The organism is Salmonella sp. SA14318 (assembly GCF_029866905.1).
Classification (GTDB): Bacteria; Pseudomonadota; Gammaproteobacteria; order Enterobacterales; family Enterobacteriaceae; genus Salmonella; species Salmonella enterica.
In genome coordinates this window covers 877,207-895,520 of the sequence record NZ_CP123282.1, presented here as the reverse complement: position 1 = coordinate 895,520, position 18,314 = coordinate 877,207, and the positions used below count along the sequence as shown (strand labels likewise).

16 protein-coding genes are annotated in these 18,314 nt (G+C 53.7%); 7 read left to right on the top strand and 9 right to left on the bottom strand.

Features of this window, described 5'->3' with window-relative positions:
• Positions 1-171 precede the first annotated feature (171 nt).
• From QEN32_RS04305 to QEN32_RS04295, 3 genes are all read left to right on the top strand, one after another.
• Positions 172-885 (top strand): TerC family protein, encoded by a 714-nt coding sequence (locus tag QEN32_RS04305; RefSeq protein ID WP_000895635.1) that lies wholly within the window; start codon positions 172-174, stop codon positions 883-885.
• A 170-nt stretch (positions 886-1,055) separates the two neighbouring features.
• Entirely contained in the window at positions 1,056-1,274 is a 219-nt protein-coding gene (locus QEN32_RS04300; protein ID WP_000758662.1) for a YgdI/YgdR family lipoprotein, read from the top strand.
• A 190-nt stretch (positions 1,275-1,464) separates the two neighbouring features.
• A complete protein-coding gene (locus QEN32_RS04295; protein WP_000558960.1) occupies positions 1,465-2,505 on the top strand; it encodes an NADP(H)-dependent aldo-keto reductase in 1,041 nt (346 codons plus the stop codon).
• An 86-nt stretch (positions 2,506-2,591) separates the two neighbouring features.
• Here QEN32_RS04295 and lplT read toward each other — a convergent pair whose 3' ends face one another.
• Positions 2,592-3,794 carry a lysophospholipid transporter LplT gene (gene lplT, locus QEN32_RS04290; RefSeq protein ID WP_000004686.1) on the bottom strand — a complete coding sequence of 401 codons (1,203 nt, stop codon included), beginning with the start codon at positions 3,792-3,794 and terminating at the stop codon, positions 2,592-2,594.
• The gene (gene aas, locus QEN32_RS04285) at positions 3,787-5,946 is read right to left on the bottom strand and encodes a bifunctional acyl-ACP--phospholipid O-acyltransferase/long-chain-fatty-acid--ACP ligase (RefSeq protein ID WP_265321959.1); all 2,160 of its coding nucleotides are present in this window, start codon (positions 5,944-5,946) and stop codon (positions 3,787-3,789) included. The genes lplT and aas overlap by 8 nt, the downstream gene beginning before the upstream one ends.
• Before the next feature lie 592 nt (positions 5,947-6,538).
• Here aas and galR point away from each other — a divergent pair.
• Both galR and QEN32_RS04275 read left to right on the top strand, forming a co-directional pair.
• The gene (gene galR, locus QEN32_RS04280) at positions 6,539-7,567 is read left to right on the top strand and encodes an HTH-type transcriptional regulator GalR (protein ID WP_000201030.1); all 1,029 of its coding nucleotides are present in this window, start codon (positions 6,539-6,541) and stop codon (positions 7,565-7,567) included.
• A 10-nt stretch (positions 7,568-7,577) separates the two neighbouring features.
• Complete coding sequence (locus QEN32_RS04275; RefSeq protein WP_072161599.1) at positions 7,578-8,600, top strand: LacI family DNA-binding transcriptional regulator; 1,023 nt, start codon at positions 7,578-7,580, stop codon at positions 8,598-8,600.
• A 9-nt stretch (positions 8,601-8,609) separates the two neighbouring features.
• On the opposite strand, the gene lysA is transcribed toward QEN32_RS04275, so the two are convergent.
• Positions 8,610-9,872, bottom strand: coding sequence for a diaminopimelate decarboxylase (gene lysA / locus QEN32_RS04270; RefSeq protein WP_000056580.1), 1,263 nt, complete (start codon positions 9,870-9,872; stop codon positions 8,610-8,612).
• Positions 9,873-9,989: 117 nt separating this feature from the next.
• Here lysA and QEN32_RS04265 point away from each other — a divergent pair, with 117 nt between their 5' ends.
• On the top strand, positions 9,990-10,925 hold the full coding sequence (locus QEN32_RS04265) for a LysR family transcriptional regulator (protein WP_000741798.1): 936 nt from the start codon (positions 9,990-9,992) through the stop codon (positions 10,923-10,925).
• Here the strand turns inward: QEN32_RS04265 and QEN32_RS04260 are convergent.
• From QEN32_RS04260 to QEN32_RS04235, 6 genes are all read right to left on the bottom strand, one after another.
• Positions 10,897-11,604 carry an aspartate/glutamate racemase gene (locus tag QEN32_RS04260; protein ID WP_000848629.1) on the bottom strand — a complete coding sequence of 236 codons (708 nt, stop codon included), beginning with the start codon at positions 11,602-11,604 and terminating at the stop codon, positions 10,897-10,899. The genes QEN32_RS04265 and QEN32_RS04260 overlap by 29 nt on opposite strands.
• 112 nt (positions 11,605-11,716) lie before the next feature.
• Positions 11,717-13,135 carry an arabinose-proton symporter AraE gene (gene araE, locus QEN32_RS04255; RefSeq protein ID WP_000253650.1) on the bottom strand — a complete coding sequence of 473 codons (1,419 nt, stop codon included), beginning with the start codon at positions 13,133-13,135 and terminating at the stop codon, positions 11,717-11,719.
• Positions 13,136-13,488: 353 nt separating this feature from the next.
• Complete coding sequence (gene kduD, locus QEN32_RS04250) at positions 13,489-14,250, bottom strand: 2-dehydro-3-deoxy-D-gluconate 5-dehydrogenase KduD (RefSeq protein ID WP_001650599.1); 762 nt, start codon at positions 14,248-14,250, stop codon at positions 13,489-13,491.
• Positions 14,251-14,306: 56 nt separating this feature from the next.
• On the bottom strand, positions 14,307-15,143 hold the full coding sequence (gene kduI / locus QEN32_RS04245; protein WP_000383274.1) for a 5-dehydro-4-deoxy-D-glucuronate isomerase: 837 nt from the start codon (positions 15,141-15,143) through the stop codon (positions 14,307-14,309).
• A 429-nt stretch (positions 15,144-15,572) separates the two neighbouring features.
• Positions 15,573-16,751: an acetyl-CoA C-acetyltransferase gene (locus QEN32_RS04240; protein ID WP_053444909.1), complete on the bottom strand. Its 1,179-nt coding sequence runs from the start codon at positions 16,749-16,751 to the stop codon at positions 15,573-15,575.
• Between the two features lie 122 nt (positions 16,752-16,873).
• Positions 16,874-17,737: a LysR family transcriptional regulator gene (locus tag QEN32_RS04235; protein ID WP_001270769.1), complete on the bottom strand. Its 864-nt coding sequence runs from the start codon at positions 17,735-17,737 to the stop codon at positions 16,874-16,876.
• A 103-nt stretch (positions 17,738-17,840) separates the two neighbouring features.
• On the opposite strand from QEN32_RS04235, the gene QEN32_RS04230 reads away from it, so the two are divergent.
• Entirely contained in the window at positions 17,841-18,296 is a 456-nt protein-coding gene (locus tag QEN32_RS04230) for a multidrug/biocide efflux PACE transporter (protein WP_001519547.1), read from the top strand.
• Positions 18,297-18,314 lie beyond the last annotated feature (18 nt).

The window sequence follows — 18,314 nt, the reverse complement described above, 5'->3', positions numbered from 1 at the left end:
ACGCAAATGCGCCTCCGCTATGGCTACGCGTCGGACCGACGCTCGATAAACGTAAGCGTATTGTCGCCGCTATTTTACACCGTTCCTGGTTGCGCAAATTCAGCCTGGGCTTTCGCCCGTCACTCGACGGGCCTATAATTACCGCTTCTTTTTTTGGCAGGACTTTGTTCGATGTTATTTGCATGGATAACCGATCCTAATGCCTGGCTGGCGCTCGGTACGCTGACGCTGCTGGAGATTGTACTTGGGATCGACAACATTATTTTTCTTTCTCTGGTGGTAGCAAAACTTCCTACGGCGCAACGGAACCACGCACGGCGGCTTGGGTTGGCGGCGGCGATGGTCATGCGCCTGGCGCTGCTGGCGTCAATCGCCTGGGTCACTCGTCTGACTAATCCGCTGTTTGAGCTTTTCGGCGAAGCGATTTCCGCCCGCGATCTCATTCTGTTACTGGGCGGGTTATTTTTAATCTGGAAAGCCAGCAAGGAGATCCATGAGTCCATCGAAGGCGAAGAAGAAGGGTTAAAAACCCGGGTTTCTTCTTTCCTGGGCGCAATAGTACAGATTATGCTGCTGGATATTATTTTCAGCCTTGATTCAGTTATCACAGCGGTTGGCCTCTCCGATCATCTGTTTATTATGATGGCGGCAGTCGTTATTGCCGTGGGTGTCATGATGTTTGCGGCACGGCCCATCGGCGAGTTTGTCGATCGTCATCCGTCGGTAAAAATGCTGGCGCTCTCCTTTCTGATCCTGGTTGGCTTTACCCTGATTCTGGAAAGTTTCGACGTTCACGTTCCGAAAGGGTATATCTATTTCGCCATGTTCTTCTCTATCGCAGTAGAGAGCCTGAACCTGTTGCGTAATAAAAAGAATCCGCTGTAATCCTGTCTCGCTCCCCCGCCGGGGGAGCGAATACTCACTTTATTTCCTTTCTTCTCACAGATTAAGATTTTGCTGCTTCCGACATGCAGAGCTGCGCGTTATTACTAGACTATTATCAGACATATGATTAACAGACTATTATCAGATGCAGGCTACGTGAGGACAAACGGATGAAAAAGTGGGCAGTTGTAATTTCCGCAGTAGGGTTGGCTTTTGCGGTATCCGGATGCAGCAGCGATTATGTAATGGCGACGAAAGATGGTCGTATGATCCTGACCGATGGAAAACCGCAAGTTGACGATGATACCGGTCTGGTCAGCTATACCGATGCACAGGGAAACGAGATGCAAATCAACCGTGACGAAGTGTCTCAAATCATCGAACGTTAAGCGGTGGCCTGTGATCGAGGTCAGCGTTCTGCAAGCCTTCAGGCTGCGTCCCGTAACGGTGCGTGGCGACCACGCCCGGTAACAATTACGCCGCGCAGCCTGCAATTTTACTTTCCCTTTTGCCTTCCCTCTGCCATTTTTATTGTCCTTTGTCGGGAATTTCTGACTTCATAATAAAAAGGAAACGGCTATGCACTATCACCGTATACCCCACAGCTCGCTCGAAGTAAGTACGCTAGGGCTGGGCACAATGACATTTGGTGAACAAAACAGCGAAGCCGACGCTCACGCACAGCTCGACTATGCCATCGCAAATGGCATTAACCTTATCGACGCCGCCGAGATGTATCCGGTACCGCCGCGCCCGGAAACACAAGGGCTGACGGAGTCCTATATCGGTAACTGGCTCGCCAAACGCGGCAACCGTGAAAAACTGATCATCGCCAGCAAAGTTAGCGGACCGGCACGTAATAATGATCAAGGCATCCGGCCTCATCAGGCGCTGGATCGTAAAAATATTCGCGAAGCGCTACACGACAGTTTGACCCGATTGCAGACCGACTATCTGGATTTGTATCAGGTGCACTGGCCGCAGCGCCCCACTAACTGCTTCGGTAAACTCGGCTATAACTGGACGGACTCCACGCCAGTAGTAAGTCTGCTGGAGACGTTAGACGCGCTAAGTGAGTTTCAGCGAGCGGGTAAGATTCGTTATATTGGCGTTTCAAATGAGACAGCGTTTGGCGTTATGCGCTATCTGCATCTGGCGGAAAAACATGACCTGCCGCGTATTGTCACGATCCAGAACCCCTATAGCCTGTTAAACCGCAGCTACGAGGTCGGACTGGCGGAAGTCAGCCAGTATGAAGGTGTTGAATTGCTCGCCTATTCCTGTCTGGCGTTTGGCACATTAACCGGTAAATACCTGAACGGGGCCAAACCCGCAGGCGCGCGAAATACCTTGTTCAGCCGCTTCACACGTTACAGCGGCGAACAGGCGCAAAAAGCCGTTGCCGCCTACGTCGATATCGCGAAGCGTCACAATCTTGATCCGGCGCAGATGGCGCTGGCCTTTGTTCGCCGCCAGCCGTTTGTCGCCAGTACGTTACTGGGCGCAACCACGATGGCTCAGCTCAAGACGAATGTAGAAAGTCTGCATCTGACGTTAAGCGAAGAGGTTCTGGCGGAGATTGAGGCGGCGCATCAGGTTTATACTTATCCGGCGCCGTGATGGTCAGTGCCCGGTGGCGCTACGCTTCCGGGCTTACAGAGACAATGTAAGCCGGATAACGCGCACTCGCCGCCCGGCATATTCACTCAGTATGATGCCTGCCGGCGCTGCCAGATCCACAGCGCCGCGATCGCCAGCGCGAACAGCACGCCAAAGCCGATACCTATCGCCACTGCCGGAACGCCAACCAGCACTGCCAGCGAGTACAGTCCCAGCATTAATAGCATGGCGCTATTCTCGCCCAGATTTTGTACGGCAATGGCATTCCCGGCGCCAACGCTCTTCTTACCGCGCTCCTGGAGCAAGGCGTTGAGCGGCACCACAAAAAAGCCGCCCAGCATACCTATCAACAGCAACAAGGCATAAGCAGGCAGCAATGCGTGCTGTAATGAGAAGATCGCAACCACAACGCCAATCAAAATCCCGGCGGGCATACAGCGCGATACGGTCTCCAGCGTCACCAGTTTTGCCGCCGCGCCCGCGCCGACCACAATGCCTACCGCCACCATGGCGTTCAGGTAAGTCGGCGTGGCGTTATCCGTAATACCCAGCGCCACCGGCACCCACAGCACCAGCAGAAAACGCAGCGTCACGCCTGCGCCCCAGAATAGCCCGGTCCCCACCAGCGAAAACCGCGTTTCACCGTTACGCCAAAGGACAACGCAAGCGCTGAAGAAGCTACGCGTCATCGCCGACAACCGCCAGGATTGTCCTGGACGCGCCGCCACAAGCTTCGGGATAAACAGGTTCGCCGCCACTGCGCCAGCGTAGGCCAACGCGCAGGCAACCAGCGCAGCGATGACATGCCAGTCGGCCAATACGCCGCCCGCAACGGAACCGAGCAAAATCGCCGCGATCGTAGAGGCTTCCATCAGACCATTGGCTTTCACCAACTTATCGCCCGTCGTCAGTTCGCCCAGAATACCGTATTTCGCCGGAGAATAAGCCGCCGCGCCAATCCCGACCAACGTATAACCGACAAAAGGATTCACGCCGAGGCAGATACCTGCCGCTCCCGCCAGTTTAAGACCATTGGCGACCATCATCACCCGGCCTTTGGCAAAGCTGTCCGCTATCTGGCCGACAAACGGCGCAAAAAGAATGTAAGCGCCCACAAACACCATTTGCAAAACAGGTTGGCTCCAGTCCGGATAAAACTGAGCTTTCAGCAGTGCCAGCGTCGCAAACAGCAGCGCATTATCGCCAAAAGCCGAGAGAAACTGCGCGACAATCACCGACAGCATCCCTTTCGACCAGATGGAGGTGTTAGTACGTACTGACTCACTCATGATGTTGTTCCGGCGCATCCACCCAACTTTTCAGCGTCACAAAATCGGGTTTCCCGCTGCCAAGCAAGGGAAGCTGTTTCAGATAACGGATATCACGCGGGACGGCAAGTTCCGGAATACCGTGTTCACGGGCATAGTGCTGTAACTTTTCTCGGGTGAGTTCGCTGTCAGTCGTAAACAGTACCAGCGCTTCACCTTTGCTGGCATCGCTTTTAATGGCGGTAGCGTGCATTTTGTCCGCCGAAACGCCAAGCGCCAGTTGTTCGACCATCTCCAGCGAGACCATTTCGCCAGCAATTTTCGCAAAGCGTTTCGCGCGCCCCTGAATCTGCACAAAACCATTTTCATCGAAGCGTACAATATCGCCCGTGTCGTACCACCCGCGCTCGGTTTCGCCTCTGGCGTTTTCCGCCGACGGCACCTCCAGCACGCCCGGTTTTTCCACGCGCAGATAGCCATTCATGATATTCGGCCCTTTCAGCTGTAGCCGACCGCCGTTTTCAATACCGGGCACCGCCAGCAGACGAGCGTCCATGCCAGGCAGAATGCGGCCAACAGTGCCAGGCTTAGCCGCCATCGGCACGTTAATCGAGACTACTGGCGCGCATTCCGTTACCCCGTAGCCCTCAAGAATGCGCAGACCGAATTTATCCTGCCACAGTTGTTTGGTGCTCTCCTGAAGTTTTTCCGCACCGGCCACCACATAGCGCAGGCGATAAAAATCATACGGATTGGCAAAGCGCGCATAGTTGCCGAGGAAGGTTGACGTACCAAACAGCACGGTACAGTTACGGTCATAGACCAGTTCCGGCACAATGCGGTAGTGCAGCGGACTTGGATAAAGAAACACTTCCGCGCCGGTCAACAACGGCGTAAACAGGCCCACCGTCAAACCGAACGAGTGAAAGAGCGGCAGCGCCGACATAAAACGGTCATTGGCGGTGAAATCCGCAATCGTTTTTATCTGCTCGACGTTCGCCAGAATGCTTTTATGGCTGTGCACCACCCCTTTCGGGTGCCCTTCCGAGCCGGAGGTAAAAAGAATAATCGCCTCGTCTTCCGGCTGCTGTTTTACCTGCGCCAGTCGCGGCGCCAGGAGGTGGGCAAAAATCCACAGCTTGTCGGCGAGTGTGACGTCCGCTTTTAAATCTTCCAGGTAAACCCAGCGAACCTGCGTTAGCTGCTCCGGCAGGTGCCACAATTTACCTTTATCGAGGAACTGGCGGGAGGTAAAAATCGTTTTAATTTCCGCCGCGGTAATCGCGCTGGTCAGCCCTTTTACCCCCGCCGTGTAGTTCATCATGGCCGGAATGCGGCGACGAGAAACCGCGCCGAAAATCACCGCCGCGCTGATGGCGGCATTCGGCAGCATTAAACCGATTTTCTCGCCCTCAACGCTGTACTTTTCCAGAATCCGGCCAACAAAGAGCGTCTTGGTCAGTAACTTACGATACGTATCCGGCGTAAAGTTAATGTCCTCAATACAGTTTTTACCCGCGCCGTAACGATATTGCGCCGCCAGCAACGATTCGTATAACGTCTCGCGCGGGCGCACCGCCATACGCGCTTCCATCATGATCTGGTGCAGCATCTCACCCGCTATTTTACGCCTGTCGCGCGCGCGCGGCGCTTCCGGCATCGGTATTTGCGTCGGCGGTAAAATATGAAGCTGAATACGGGGGAACAAACGCCGTTTAACCAGACCTTTCAGGCGACTGAAAGGGGTAAGCTCCGCGCCGTCAATGCGGAGCGGAATGACGGTTGCGCCCGATTTTGCCGCCACAAAACCTGCTCCGTCATAAATTTTCATCAGCGAGCCGGTCACGGAAATCCGCCCTTCCGGGAAAATCACCACTGGACGCCCCTGTTCCACCAGACGCACCAGGTGTTTAATGGACATGGGTTTAGTGGGATCGAGCGGCACAAAATCGATCAGCGGCGTTAACCAGCGCATATACCATTGCTGGCTGATGGAGGTATATACCGCAAAGACAGGCCGTACCGGCAAAAACAGCGCCAGTAGCATACCATCGATAAATGAAACGTGATTGGGGGTAATTAAGACCCGGTTCCCCTGTAGCACCCGGACATCGCCAGTGACGCGCACACGATAAAGCACGCGAAACAGGTTACGGAAAAATCCAAACAGCATTTCAACTCCCTTTGGCCGACAATTCGCTAAAACATGAATTGTGGCAGATTACACGAGTTGCGTAACAGGAGCGATAGCAAAATAGGTTCGAAAAAAAACCTGCGCATCCGCGCAGGTTGGTGCAAGAGACAGGTACGAAGAGCGTACCGAATAATCTCACCAATCAATACCTCTGGGATCTTGATTGTGGGCTTCGCGCGTCTGCATCGCCAGTCCGAAAACGCAAAGGAATAAACGGAAATGCAACGAGTTGTGTAAATTATCCGTTACTGTTACAGGTTCAGGCGAAACAAAAAAAAACCTGCGCATCTCTACGCAGGTTGGTGTAATTCGTGTGATCAACAATGACGTTGATTCCACCTATCAATACCTCTGGGATCACCACTCTATCAACCTGACTCGCTGGCCTGCCAGCAGACAATCGCAACAGCGCTTCGCAAACTGTAACGAAAGATTTGTATTGTCACTTTACAGACGCATTTCTCCCGTGCAGGTCACATTTGCCCGACACGGCGGGGCAAGAGGCTTGAACAGAGGTTCATTTTCCGTAAAACTGGCGTAATGTAAGCGTTTACCCACTATAGGTATTATCATGGCGACCATAAAAGATGTAGCCCGACTGGCCGGTGTTTCAGTCGCCACCGTTTCTCGCGTTATTAACGATTCGCCAAAAGCCAGCGAAGCGTCCCGGCTGGCGGTGACCAGCGCAATGGAGTCCCTGAGCTATCACCCTAACGCCAACGCGCGCGCGCTGGCACAGCAGGCAACGGAAACCCTCGGTCTGGTGGTCGGCGACGTTTCCGATCCTTTTTTCGGCGCGATGGTGAAAGCCGTTGAACAGGTGGCGTATCACACCGGCAATTTTTTACTGATTGGCAACGGGTATCATAACGAACAAAAAGAGCGTCAGGCTATTGAACAGTTGATTCGTCATCGTTGCGCAGCGTTAGTGGTACACGCCAAAATGATTCCGGATGCGGACCTGGCCTCATTAATGAAGCAAATCCCCGGCATGGTGCTGATTAACCGCATTTTACCGGGGTTAGAACACCGCTGTGTCGCGCTGGATGACCGTTACGGGGCATGGCTGGCGACCCGACATCTGATCCAGCAAGGTCATACGCGTATTGGGTATATCTGTTCCAACCACACCATCTCTGATGCCGAAGATCGCCTGAGGGGCTATTACGATGCGCTGGCGGAAAGCCATATTCCGGCTAACGATCGGCTGGTGACGTTCGGCGAACCGGATGAAAGCGGCGGCGAGCAGGCGATGACTGAGTTATTAGGTCGCGGCAGAAATTTTACCGCGGTGGCCTGCTATAACGACTCGATGGCGGCCGGCGCGATGGGAGTATTAAATGATAATGGCGTGGGGGTGCCGGGCGAAGTATCGCTCATCGGTTTTGATGATGTACTGGTCTCACGCTATGTGCGTCCCCGACTGACCACCATTCGGTATCCGATCGTCACCATGGCGACACAGGCGGCGGAGCTGGCCTTAGCGCTGGCAGGGAAATGCCCTACGCCAGAAGTAACTCATGTATTTAGTCCGACACTGGTACGCCGACATTCGGTGTCCACGCCGACGGATACCGGGCACCTGTCGACAACCGATTAATCAGGGTAGCATGATGGCGACAATGCTGGATGTTTCCCGCCATGCGGGCGTATCAAAGGCCACCGTCTCACGAGTGCTGAATGGGACGGGGCAGGTAAAAGAAAGCACGCGCCAGAAAGTGTTTACGGCGATGCAGGCTCTGGGCTATCGCCCCAACCTGCTGGCACGCTCGCTGGCAAATCGCACCAGCAACAGCATCGGTCTGGTCGTCTCTACGTTTGACGGCTTCTATTTCGGCAGTTTGTTGCGCCGGGCGTCGCGCCAGGCGGAGTTGCATAACAAGCAGTTGATCGTCACCGATGGTCACGATACGCCGGAACGAGAGCAGAAAGCCGTACAAATGTTGGCCGACAGACAGTGCGACGCTATTATTCTTTACACTCGCTATATGGATGAGCCGGCGATTTTGTCGTTGATTGACGCCACGGAAATGCCGCTGGTGATTATTAATCGCAACGTCACTCAGGCCCGCGATCGCGCTATTTTCTTCGAGCAGGAGACGGCGGCATTCCAGGCGGTGGAATATCTGATTACGCAGGGCCATCGCGATATCGCCTGTATTACGCTGCCTGTTCATACTCCCACCGGCACATCACGCGTAGCGGGTTATCGCAAGGCGCTGGAAAAATATGGCATCCCCTGGCAACCGGCAAAAGTGAAATACGGCGATTACACGCTGACGCGCGGCTATGACGCCTGCCGGGAATTACTGGAGGAAGGCGTCACGTTTAGCGCGCTATTCGCCTGTAATGATGACACGGCGCTGGGCGCGGCAAAAGCGCTGCGCCAGGCCGGATTACGCATCCCGCAGGATGTGTCGCTGTTTGGTTTTGACGATGCGCCGGGCGCAACCTGGCTTGAACCGGGGCTTTCAACAGTCTATTTACCCATCGAGGATATGATAGCCACCGCGATCGATCAGGCCGTTCGTCTGGCGAACAGCGAGCCGGTCGCCCCGATCCCGCCCTTTACCGGCACGCTGATTCTGCGCGAGTCCGTCGCCGCGGGCCCGTTTTTTCAACGTCCGGCCTAATGATGCGCTTCAGAGCATCTCCAGCGCTAACAGCTCTTCAATGGTCTGACGACGGCGGATCAGCCGCGCCTGTCCATTGTCAAACAGTACTTCCGGCAGGAGCGGGCGGCTGTTGTAATTCGATGACATAGACGCGCCGTACGCGCCGGTATCGTGCAATACGAGGTAATCGCCGGGGATGACCGCAGGTAAGGCGCGTGTTTCAACCATTCCCCCTTCCTGCTGCGTAAAAACATCGCCTGATTCGCATAGCGGCCCGGCGACCACCGTCTCGACCCACGGGCCATTTTCAAGCGCGCGACCATCCGCCGCCAGCGCCGAAATACGGTGATAGCTACCGTACATCGCCGGGCGCATCAGATCGTTAAAACCCGCATCTACCAGCACGAAATGGCGGCTTCCCATCTGTTTTACGCTACGCACCTGCGTTACCAGCACGCCCGATTGCGCCACCAGAAAACGTCCGGGTTCGATCTCAAGTTTGACCGCATGTCCCAGATGGCGGGCGATTTGCTCGCGCGCTGCGTTCCACAGGCCATAGTAATGGCGCGTATCAACGGGCTCTTCTCCCTCACGATAAGGTATCGAGAGTCCGCCGCCTGCCGAAATCGCCTCCACATCCTGACCACATTCCAGCACCTGGCGTACCATCGCGCCGCAAACCTGCTCCAGATGGCCATAATCGACGCCGGAACCAATGTGCATATGGATACCGACAAGTTTCAGTCGGTATTTCTGCATTATCGCCAGCGCCGCCGGAAGATCGCTATGCCAGATGCCGTGTTTGCTGTTTTCGCCCCCGGTGTTGGTTTTCTGGCTGTGGCCGTGACCAAAGCCAGGATTCACGCGCAACCAGACGCGATGCCCAGGCGAAACCTGACCAAGCTGCGTCAGCATATCTACCGAGCCGGCATTGACCGGAATATGCAGTTCACTGACGCGCGCCAGCGTGGCGGCGTCAATCACATCGGCGGTAAAAACGATATCATCAGGGCACGTTTGCGGATCGTAGCCCGCCGCCAGCGCACGTTCGATCTCCCCCAATGAAACAGAATCCACCTTGACACCCTGCGCGCGCATTAAGCGCAGGATATGAATGTTCGAACAGGCTTTTTGCGCAAAACGCACGACGTCAAACTGCTGCAGGGCGGCTATCTGACGGCGAATAATGTGCGCGTCATAGACCCAGACCGGACAGCCGAATTCAGCAGGCAATCTGAGCAAATTTTCAGCGTTAAGGTCAGTTTCAGCGTGATAATGCGGCAATGACATAACAAACTCCGGAACAGGCTTTTTAACGATTACGCCATACCTTAGAAAGAATAAAAAATATCGTTTTATTGTCAGTCTATGCAAAAATGATATGGGATAAATGATTCAGGGAAACGTATGGCTGCCGTTAATTTACGTCACATTGAAATTTTTCATGCCGTAATGACCGCCGGAAATCTCACCGAAGCGGCGCGGCTGCTGCATACCTCGCAGCCTACCGTCAGTCGCGAGCTGGCGCGTTTTGAGAAAGTGCTGGGATTAACGCTGTTTGAGCGCACACGCGGGCGCTTACATCCGACAGTGCAAGGGCTACGCCTGTTCGAAGAGGTACAACGCTCCTGGTATGGGTTGGATCGCATCGTCAGCGCGGCGGAAAGTCTGCGCGAGTTCCGTCAGGGTGAACTCTCTATCGCCTGCCTGCCGGTCTTTTCACAATCCTTTTTGCCGCCGCTACTACCGCCTTTTCTGGCGCGTTATCCGGATGTCAGCCTGAATATTGTGCCGCAGGAGTCGCCGTTGCTGGAAGAGTGGCTCTCCGCTCAGCGCCACGATTTAGGACTGACGGAGACGCTTCATGCCCCGGCAGGAACAACCCGTACCGAGTTACTAACGCTAAATGAAGTGTGCGTACTGCCCTGCGACCATCCGCTTGCCGCCAAAACGGTACTGACGCCAGACGATTTTCAGGGGGAAAACTTTATCAGCCTCTCCCGCCTGGACAGCTATCGACAGTTGTTGGATACGTTATTTGCCGAACATCAGGTGAAGCGCAGAATGGTGGTGGAAACGCATAGCGCGGCCTCCGTCTGCGCGATGGTGCGCGCCGGGGCGGGCGTTTCGATCGTTAACCCGCTGACCGCGCTGGACTATGCCGCCAGCGGCGTCACCGTTCGCCGCTTCAGCATTGACGTGCCCTTTACCGTCAGCCTGATTCGCCCGCTACACCGCCCCGCCTCCGCGCTGGTTGACGCCTTCAGTAAGCATTTACAAACGCATCTTTCGCGCCTGGTCGAACCGCTGGAGGTTATTCTGGGGCCGATGACGAAAGCATAAAGCTCACGGCATCTGCGGCATGAATTGCCGTGGTATCAAAAACCGGTAGCGCGCTTTGCGTCTGGGGAACAAGCAAACCTATTTCAGTGCAGCCAAAAATAACGCCCTGCGCGCCTTGCGCAGCCAGTTGCTCGATAACCTGTAAATAATAGTGGCGCGACGCGTCAGTGAATGTCCCCTGGCAGAGCTCGTCAAAAATGACCTGATTGATACGCGCCCGATCGTCCGCCTCCGGCACGATGGTCTCAATCGCAAATTGCTGTTCCAGCCGCCCGCGATAAAAATCCTGCTCCATCGTATAGCGGGTCCCTAATAGCGCCACGCGATGCAACCCCTGACGGGCGATGGCTCGCCCGGTAGCATCCGCGATGTGTAGGAAAGGCAGAGAACAACGAGATTCAATAATGTGCGCGATTTTATGCATAGTGTTGGTACACAGCACAATGCCTTCTGCGCCCGCCTGCTGTAACCCCTGCGCGGCCTGCGCCAGGATATCGCCCGCTTTATCCCACTCGCCGCGGCGTTGACATACTTCAATATCGTGGAAATCTACGCTATGCAGCAATAAGCTCGCCGAGTGCAGGCCTCCCAGCTGCTGTTTAATGCCTTCATTGATTAAACGGTAATAAGGGATAGTCGATTCCCAGCTCATACCACCCAACAGTCCGATCGTTTTCACTGCGCTCTCCTTTTTGTAAAGCATTATGGCAGTGAAGCAAACTTACACATCCGTTTCCAGTCTATTTTTCATCATGCCGGATAACAGGCGTCATCCGGCATGGGAGGGGGGATTACACGCCAATATTTCTTAGCTTCTCGCCCGCCATTAGCTTGCGTTCGATATGCTCCAGGGTGACATTTTTGGTTTCCGGAATCAGCCAGAAAGTGATACCGATAAAAGCGATATTCAGCGCGGTGTAGAGCCAGAATGTACCTGCCGCGCCAATGCTGTCCAACAGTGTCAGGAATGTCGCGCCGATGATCATGTTCGATACCCAGTTTGTCGTGGTTGAACAGGTAATGCCAAAATCACGGCATTTCAGCGGCTGGATTTCCGAACACAGTATCCACACCACCGGAGCGGCGCTCATCGCGTAACCGGCGATACACATCATCGTCATCCCAACGGAAAGCCAGGAGAGGCCGCTTGATGCCGTACCGTTATCAAACTGCATCAGGCAGTAGCCCAACACCAATGTCCCTAACGCCATTACGCTGAAACCGATTTTTAACGCCGGTTTACGCCCGGCCTTATCGACCGTAAAGACGGCGATAAACGTCGCGAACATAAAGGTCAGCCCGACCACCAGCGTGGCGATCATTTGCTGTTCCGTGGTGGTAAAGCCGGCCATTTTAAAAATGCGCGGCGCATAGTACATAATGATGTTCATGCCGGTGAACTGCTGCATTGCCTGTAGCAACATACCGAGGAACACGGCGCGGCGAACATTGCGGTTAGCTTTAAATAATGCCCACCCGCCCTGCTTGAGTTTGAGGCTTTCCCGAATTTCATTCAGTTCATCACGGGCTTTTTCCGAGGTATCGCGCAGCATACGCAGCACCTCTTCCGCTTCAATATGGCGACCTTTTTGCGCCAGCCAACGCGGACTATTCGGCAGGAATACCACGAGAATAATGAGCAACACCGCAGGCAGCGCCAGCACGCCCAACATCGCGCGCCAGTTGCCGCTGTAGCTGAATGCCGTATCGGATAAAAAAGCCAGCACAATGCCTAACGTCACCATCAGTTGATACATACTGATCATTTTGCCGCGAACATTTTCACTTGCCATTTCAGAGAGATAAAGCGGCGCGGTATAGGAGGCAATCCCTACTGCTACGCCCAGTATCACGCGGGCGCCAATCAATACTTCCACGCTGGAAGCAAACGCCGACCCCAGCGAGCCGAGCACGAACAAAATCGCGCCAGCCATCAGGCTATACTTACGCCCCAGCCGGAATGAAAGCCAGCCGTTAAATAATGCGCCAATTGCCGCGCCAAGCATCATGCTGCTGACGACCCATTCCTGCAGCCGGCTGGTCAGTACGAAATGGTCGGTAATAAAAGGCAGCGCCCCGGCGATAACGCCGATATCCAGACCAAATAACAGTCCCGCTACCGCTGCAGAAACCGAAACAAACATATTCATACGTCGTGTGTCGCGAAGCGAACGCGGCGTTAAAGCAGAGTCATGATTAATAGAGACCATATTTTCCTGCCACAACAGAGTAAGACATAGCCTGAAAGTACGGGATACTCTTCCTCAAGTGTCAGGCTGGAAACGGCATAAATATGGATTAAATGGCTACGCTATAGCGATATGTGATGGATATTACACTTTTTAAATTTAACGCCGTTGCCGGGTATTTTTTCAAACCACCAATATTTCAATAAGTTAAAGCATTGATCATAGCTATTATTTAACAATATATGGATTAAGTTAAACCCACAATATGGACTATGCTAATGAGATCATAAAAAAACCCTGTACGAGGACAGGGCTTTATCAGTTTTTTCGGCCAAAGCGTCGATTTTCCCAGAAACGCATTTGTCAGTAGCGGATTAACGCGCCAGCCAACCGCCATCTACCGCTATGGTATAGCCGTTAACATAATCAGCGGCGCTGGATGCCAGGAAGACTACCGGCCCCATTAAATCGCCCGGTAGCCCCCAACGTCCAGCCGGAATACGGTCGAGAATTTCGGCGCTACGTTGTGCATCAGCGCGCAATTGCTGGGTATTATTCGTGGACATATAGCCCGGCGCGATGGCGTTTACATTGATATTGTGTTTCGCCCACTCGTTCGCCATCAGACGCGTTATTCCCATTACGCCGCTTTTCGACGCGGTATAAGACGGAACGCGAATGCCGCCCTGGAAGGAAAGCATAGACGCGATATTAATAATTTTGCCGCCGTTGCCCTGGGCAATAAAATGTTTTGCCGCCGCCTGAGACATAAAGAACACGCTCTTGATGTTCAGGTTCATGACGTCATCCCAGTCTTTTTCCGTGAAATCAATCGCATCTTCACGACGGATCAAACCCGCGTTATTCACCAGAATATCAATATGACCGTATTCCGCCACCGCCCGTTCCAGTAATGCCGGAATACCATCGATTTGGCGCAGATCGGCTGTCAGGCTTAAAAAACGACGTCCCAGAGCGGTGACGCGCGCAATAGTGTCCGTCGGTTCAACAATGTTAATACCGACAATGTCACAGCCCGCTTCCGCCAGCCCTAACGCCATCCCCTGCCCCAATCCGGTATCGCACCCCGTCACAACCGCGACTTTACCTTCAAGAGAAAATGCATTCAAAATCATTGTTAATCCTTATTTTTGTCATGCCTGTCACGCACAGGCGTTATCACCAGTCGCGACTAGCGCAGATCTTGTACCGCAACGTGATCCATGTCATCGAAGACCTGATTTTCTCCCACCATGCCCCAAATAAACGTATAGGCTTTGGTGCCAACGCCAGAATGTATTGACCAGCTTGGGGAAATAACCGCCTGTTCATTACGCATCACAATATGACGGGTTTCCTGAGGCTGCCCCATCATATGGAAAACGCAACTGTCCTCTTCCATATTGAAATAGAGGTACACTTCCATACGGCGCTCATGGGTATGGCATGGCATGGTGTTCCATAGATTGCCGGGCGCCAGTTCGGTGAGTCCCATACTGAGCTGACAGGTTTCCAGTACATCCGGTACGAAGTATTTATTGATGGTGCGACGGTTACTGGTGAGGTTATCGCCTAAGGTGACGGGCGCAACGTCGGCAGGCGACACTTTTTTCGTCGGATAAGCGGTATGCGCTGGCGCGCAGTTGTAATAAAACTTCGCCGGTCTGCTCGCCTCATTGCTGACGAAGACCAGCTCTTTCGCCCCTTTACCAATATACAGAGCATCACGATGACCAATATCATGGCGCTGCCCGTCAACGATAATGGCGCCCGCGCCGCCAATATTAATGACGCCCAGCTCGCGGCGGTCCAGTAACCGGGAAACGCCAAGCTGTTTACCCACCTCTCCGCCGATTTCAACAGAATGGCTGACGGGCATAATGCCGCCGACAATAATACGGTCGATATGGCTGTAGACCATCGTATATTCATCAGCGACAAAAATATTTTCTATTAAAAACTCGCGTCGCAGCGCCTGGGTGTCCAGCGTTTTAGCGTGCTCGCTATGGATGCTTTGCCTTACGTCCACTTTTCCCTCCAATGATAAATCGATCGCAATGGCATAAAATCAAAACACTGTTTTGATTTATTTAACGGCATCATAGTCGCCTGGATGAAGGTTTTCAATAATAAATAAAACAACGTTTCATTTATATGGTTGGTTATTTTTAAAACTGCTGTAGCGATCACGAACGGCGCTAAAACTTACGCACTTGTCTGATTTTCAGACATGTGCGCCAGATGCTGTATGCGGTTACTCAGATAAAAATTGGGGCTTGTTTTGGAACGGGGTCTGATGTGCGAATTGAATTAAAAGCGGTATGCGTCTGCAATGCCCGACGCGGCAAGACGTTCTGCGCTATAACGAAAAAGGGGGTTCTGTCACTGGCTTTGCCCTCGTGATAGAGGGCTTTTTATAACGGAATACTGAAGCAGGAAAAGGATGGCTGGCGCAGGATCAGTCGCGTTCAATGGTTAAAGCAACGCCCTGGCCGCCACCGATACACAGCGTCGCCAGGCCTTTTCGCGCGTCGCGTTTAACCATTTCGTGCACCAGTGAAACCAGAATTCGACAGCCGGAAGCGCCAATAGGATGCCCCAGCGCAATCGCGCCGCCATTAACGTTTACCCGTCGCTCATCCCATTCCAGCATTTTTCCTACCGACAACGCCTGGGCGGCAAACGCTTCGTTGGCTTCGATAAGGTCGACCTCCGTCAGTTGCCAGCCGGCACGCTCCAGACAGCGCCGGGTAGCATATACCGGCGCAATCCCCATTAGCGCAGGATCGACGCCGACGCTGGCAAACGCGCGGATGCGCGCCAGCACCGGCAGCCCCAGCGCCCGGGCTTTCGTCTCGCTCATCATCATCACCGCGGCGGCGCCATCGTTGATTGAGGAGGCATTACCCGCCGTCACCGAACCTAAACTATCAAACGCCGGATGCAGCAGGGCTAACCCCTCCGCACTGGCGTCGGCCCGCGGTTGTTCATCCGTATCGACAATTGCGGTCTGCCCATTACGTTGCGTGACGATGGGGACAATCTCATCTTTAAAACGCCCGGTATCAATCGCGGCCCTGGCTTTTTGCTGCGAACTGAGCGCATAAGCATCCTGTAACTCGCGGCTGATGCCATATTCCCGCGCCAGGTTTTCTGCCGTCACGCCAATGTGATAATCGTTGAAGGCATCCCATAAGCCATCATGTACCAGACTATCCACCAGATTGTCGGCATCAGGCAACGCGCCGCTACGGCTGTCATTGAGGACATGCGGCGCACGGCTCATATTCTCCTGCCCGCCCGCAATAACAATGTCCGCTTCGCCGCACTGAATAGCCTGCGTCGCCAGGTGCAACGCTTTTAAACCGGAACCACAAACGTCATTAATGGTAATGGCGGAAACGGTAGTCGGCAGCCCTCCTTTGATGGCTGACTGACGCGCCGGATTCTGCCCGGCGCCAGCCGTCAGCACCTGACCGAGGATGACCTCATCGATAGCATTAGCGTCCACGCCGGTGCGCTCAATTAACGCTTTTACGACCATGCTCCCCAGCTCGACGGCGGAATGACGGGCCAGCGTTCCCTGAAAACAGCCGATGGGTGTCCGTAAAGCCCCCACTATCACAACCTCTTTCATTACCACCTCAGCGCAAAATGACACCGCCATAGTAGAGCATTGTTAAAATTAGTTATCTTGATTGTTTAAAAAAAGTGAGTTTTATCACAAAGGAAATGACGCTGATTTGACGGTGACGCAGCTTATTTCTGCTGCAAATGGTAGCGAAGCCAGTTCCCCGCCGTTCCGGGCGGCGTTTTCTTGTTCCACAGCAAATCAATAGCAATCGCCCTCGGCCAGCCAGGAACATCCAGCTGCGCCAGCGGTTTTTCCGCCGCAAACTCTTCCACCAGCGCGCAGGGCAATACGCACCAGCCAAATCCCTGAACCGCCATGCTCAACAGCAATAAATAGTTTGGCGCTGACCAGGCCGGGCCGCGCGTAATGTTGGCGTTAGAGTCAAGGTAGGTATTCAGACGCAGCTCGCGCCAGGTATGCAGTTGCTCCCATTGCAGGTTCGTCTGCGACGCCAACGGATGCGTGGTCGCCACATAAACCCCCATCCAGCTTTGAACAGGCAGACGCGTCGCGCCAATGTCTGTGGGATAGTCATCACGCGCTTCAATCAGGCCTATCTGGGCGCGCCCTTTTTGCAGCAGGTCGATGACATCATCATTTTCTCCGATCAAGCATTCAAACTCGGTATGCGGGAATTGACGATCAAACTGCGCCATTAACTCTTCCAGACTGTCAGGGTGCAGGGTATCAGAGAGGACGAACGTGAGTCTTGCCTCCGTCTCGCCGGATAACGTCAGCGCCACCTCATCCAGACGGTCGCTCGCCGATAAAATAGCCTGAACGTAGCTAAGCACCCGTTTTCCTTCTTCGGTCAGAACGGGCTGGCGCGAAGATCGATCAAATAATGAAAATCCCAGATCCGCCTCCAGATGCGCAATGGCGGTACTAATGGTGGACTGGCTTTTACGCAGGCGGCGCGCCGCCGCAGAAAACGAGCCGCAAGAGACGGTCTCAACAAATGCCATTAACGCTTCAGGTGAGTAACGCATAACCTATCTGCTTTATCGATGGATGTTATCTTTTAGGTATCACATTAAACGATAAAATAGCGGAAATTTCTTTAGCTTGATTAAGAGTAAGGTTTTTTCGTTTATGCAACATGACGCCATACAACGTCGCTCGCTGCCGGAGCGTATTTTCCATGCTGTCTGTTTTGAAGGTATTGCGACTGCGATACTGGCGCCAACGACCGCCTGGCTAATGCAGCGCTCGGTGCTGGAGATGGGCGGCCTGACGATATTGCTGGCAACGACGGCCATGATCTGGAATATCATTTATAACGCTCTGTTTGATCGACTGTGGCCTGCGCATCAGGTGAGACGAACCGCCAAAGTGCGCGCACTCCATGCGTTAGGATTTGAAAGTGGGTTTATTGTCATTGGCGTGAGTATTGTCGCCTGGGTACTGAATGTCAGCCTGCTACAAGCATTCACCCTGGAAATTGGTTTCTTCCTGTTCTTTTTGCCGTACACGATGCTGTACAACTGGGCATACGATGTTTTACGCCAGCGAATAGTGACCCGCCGCCAACAGCGCGTTAGTGCATGATATTGCTCTTTTTTGCCG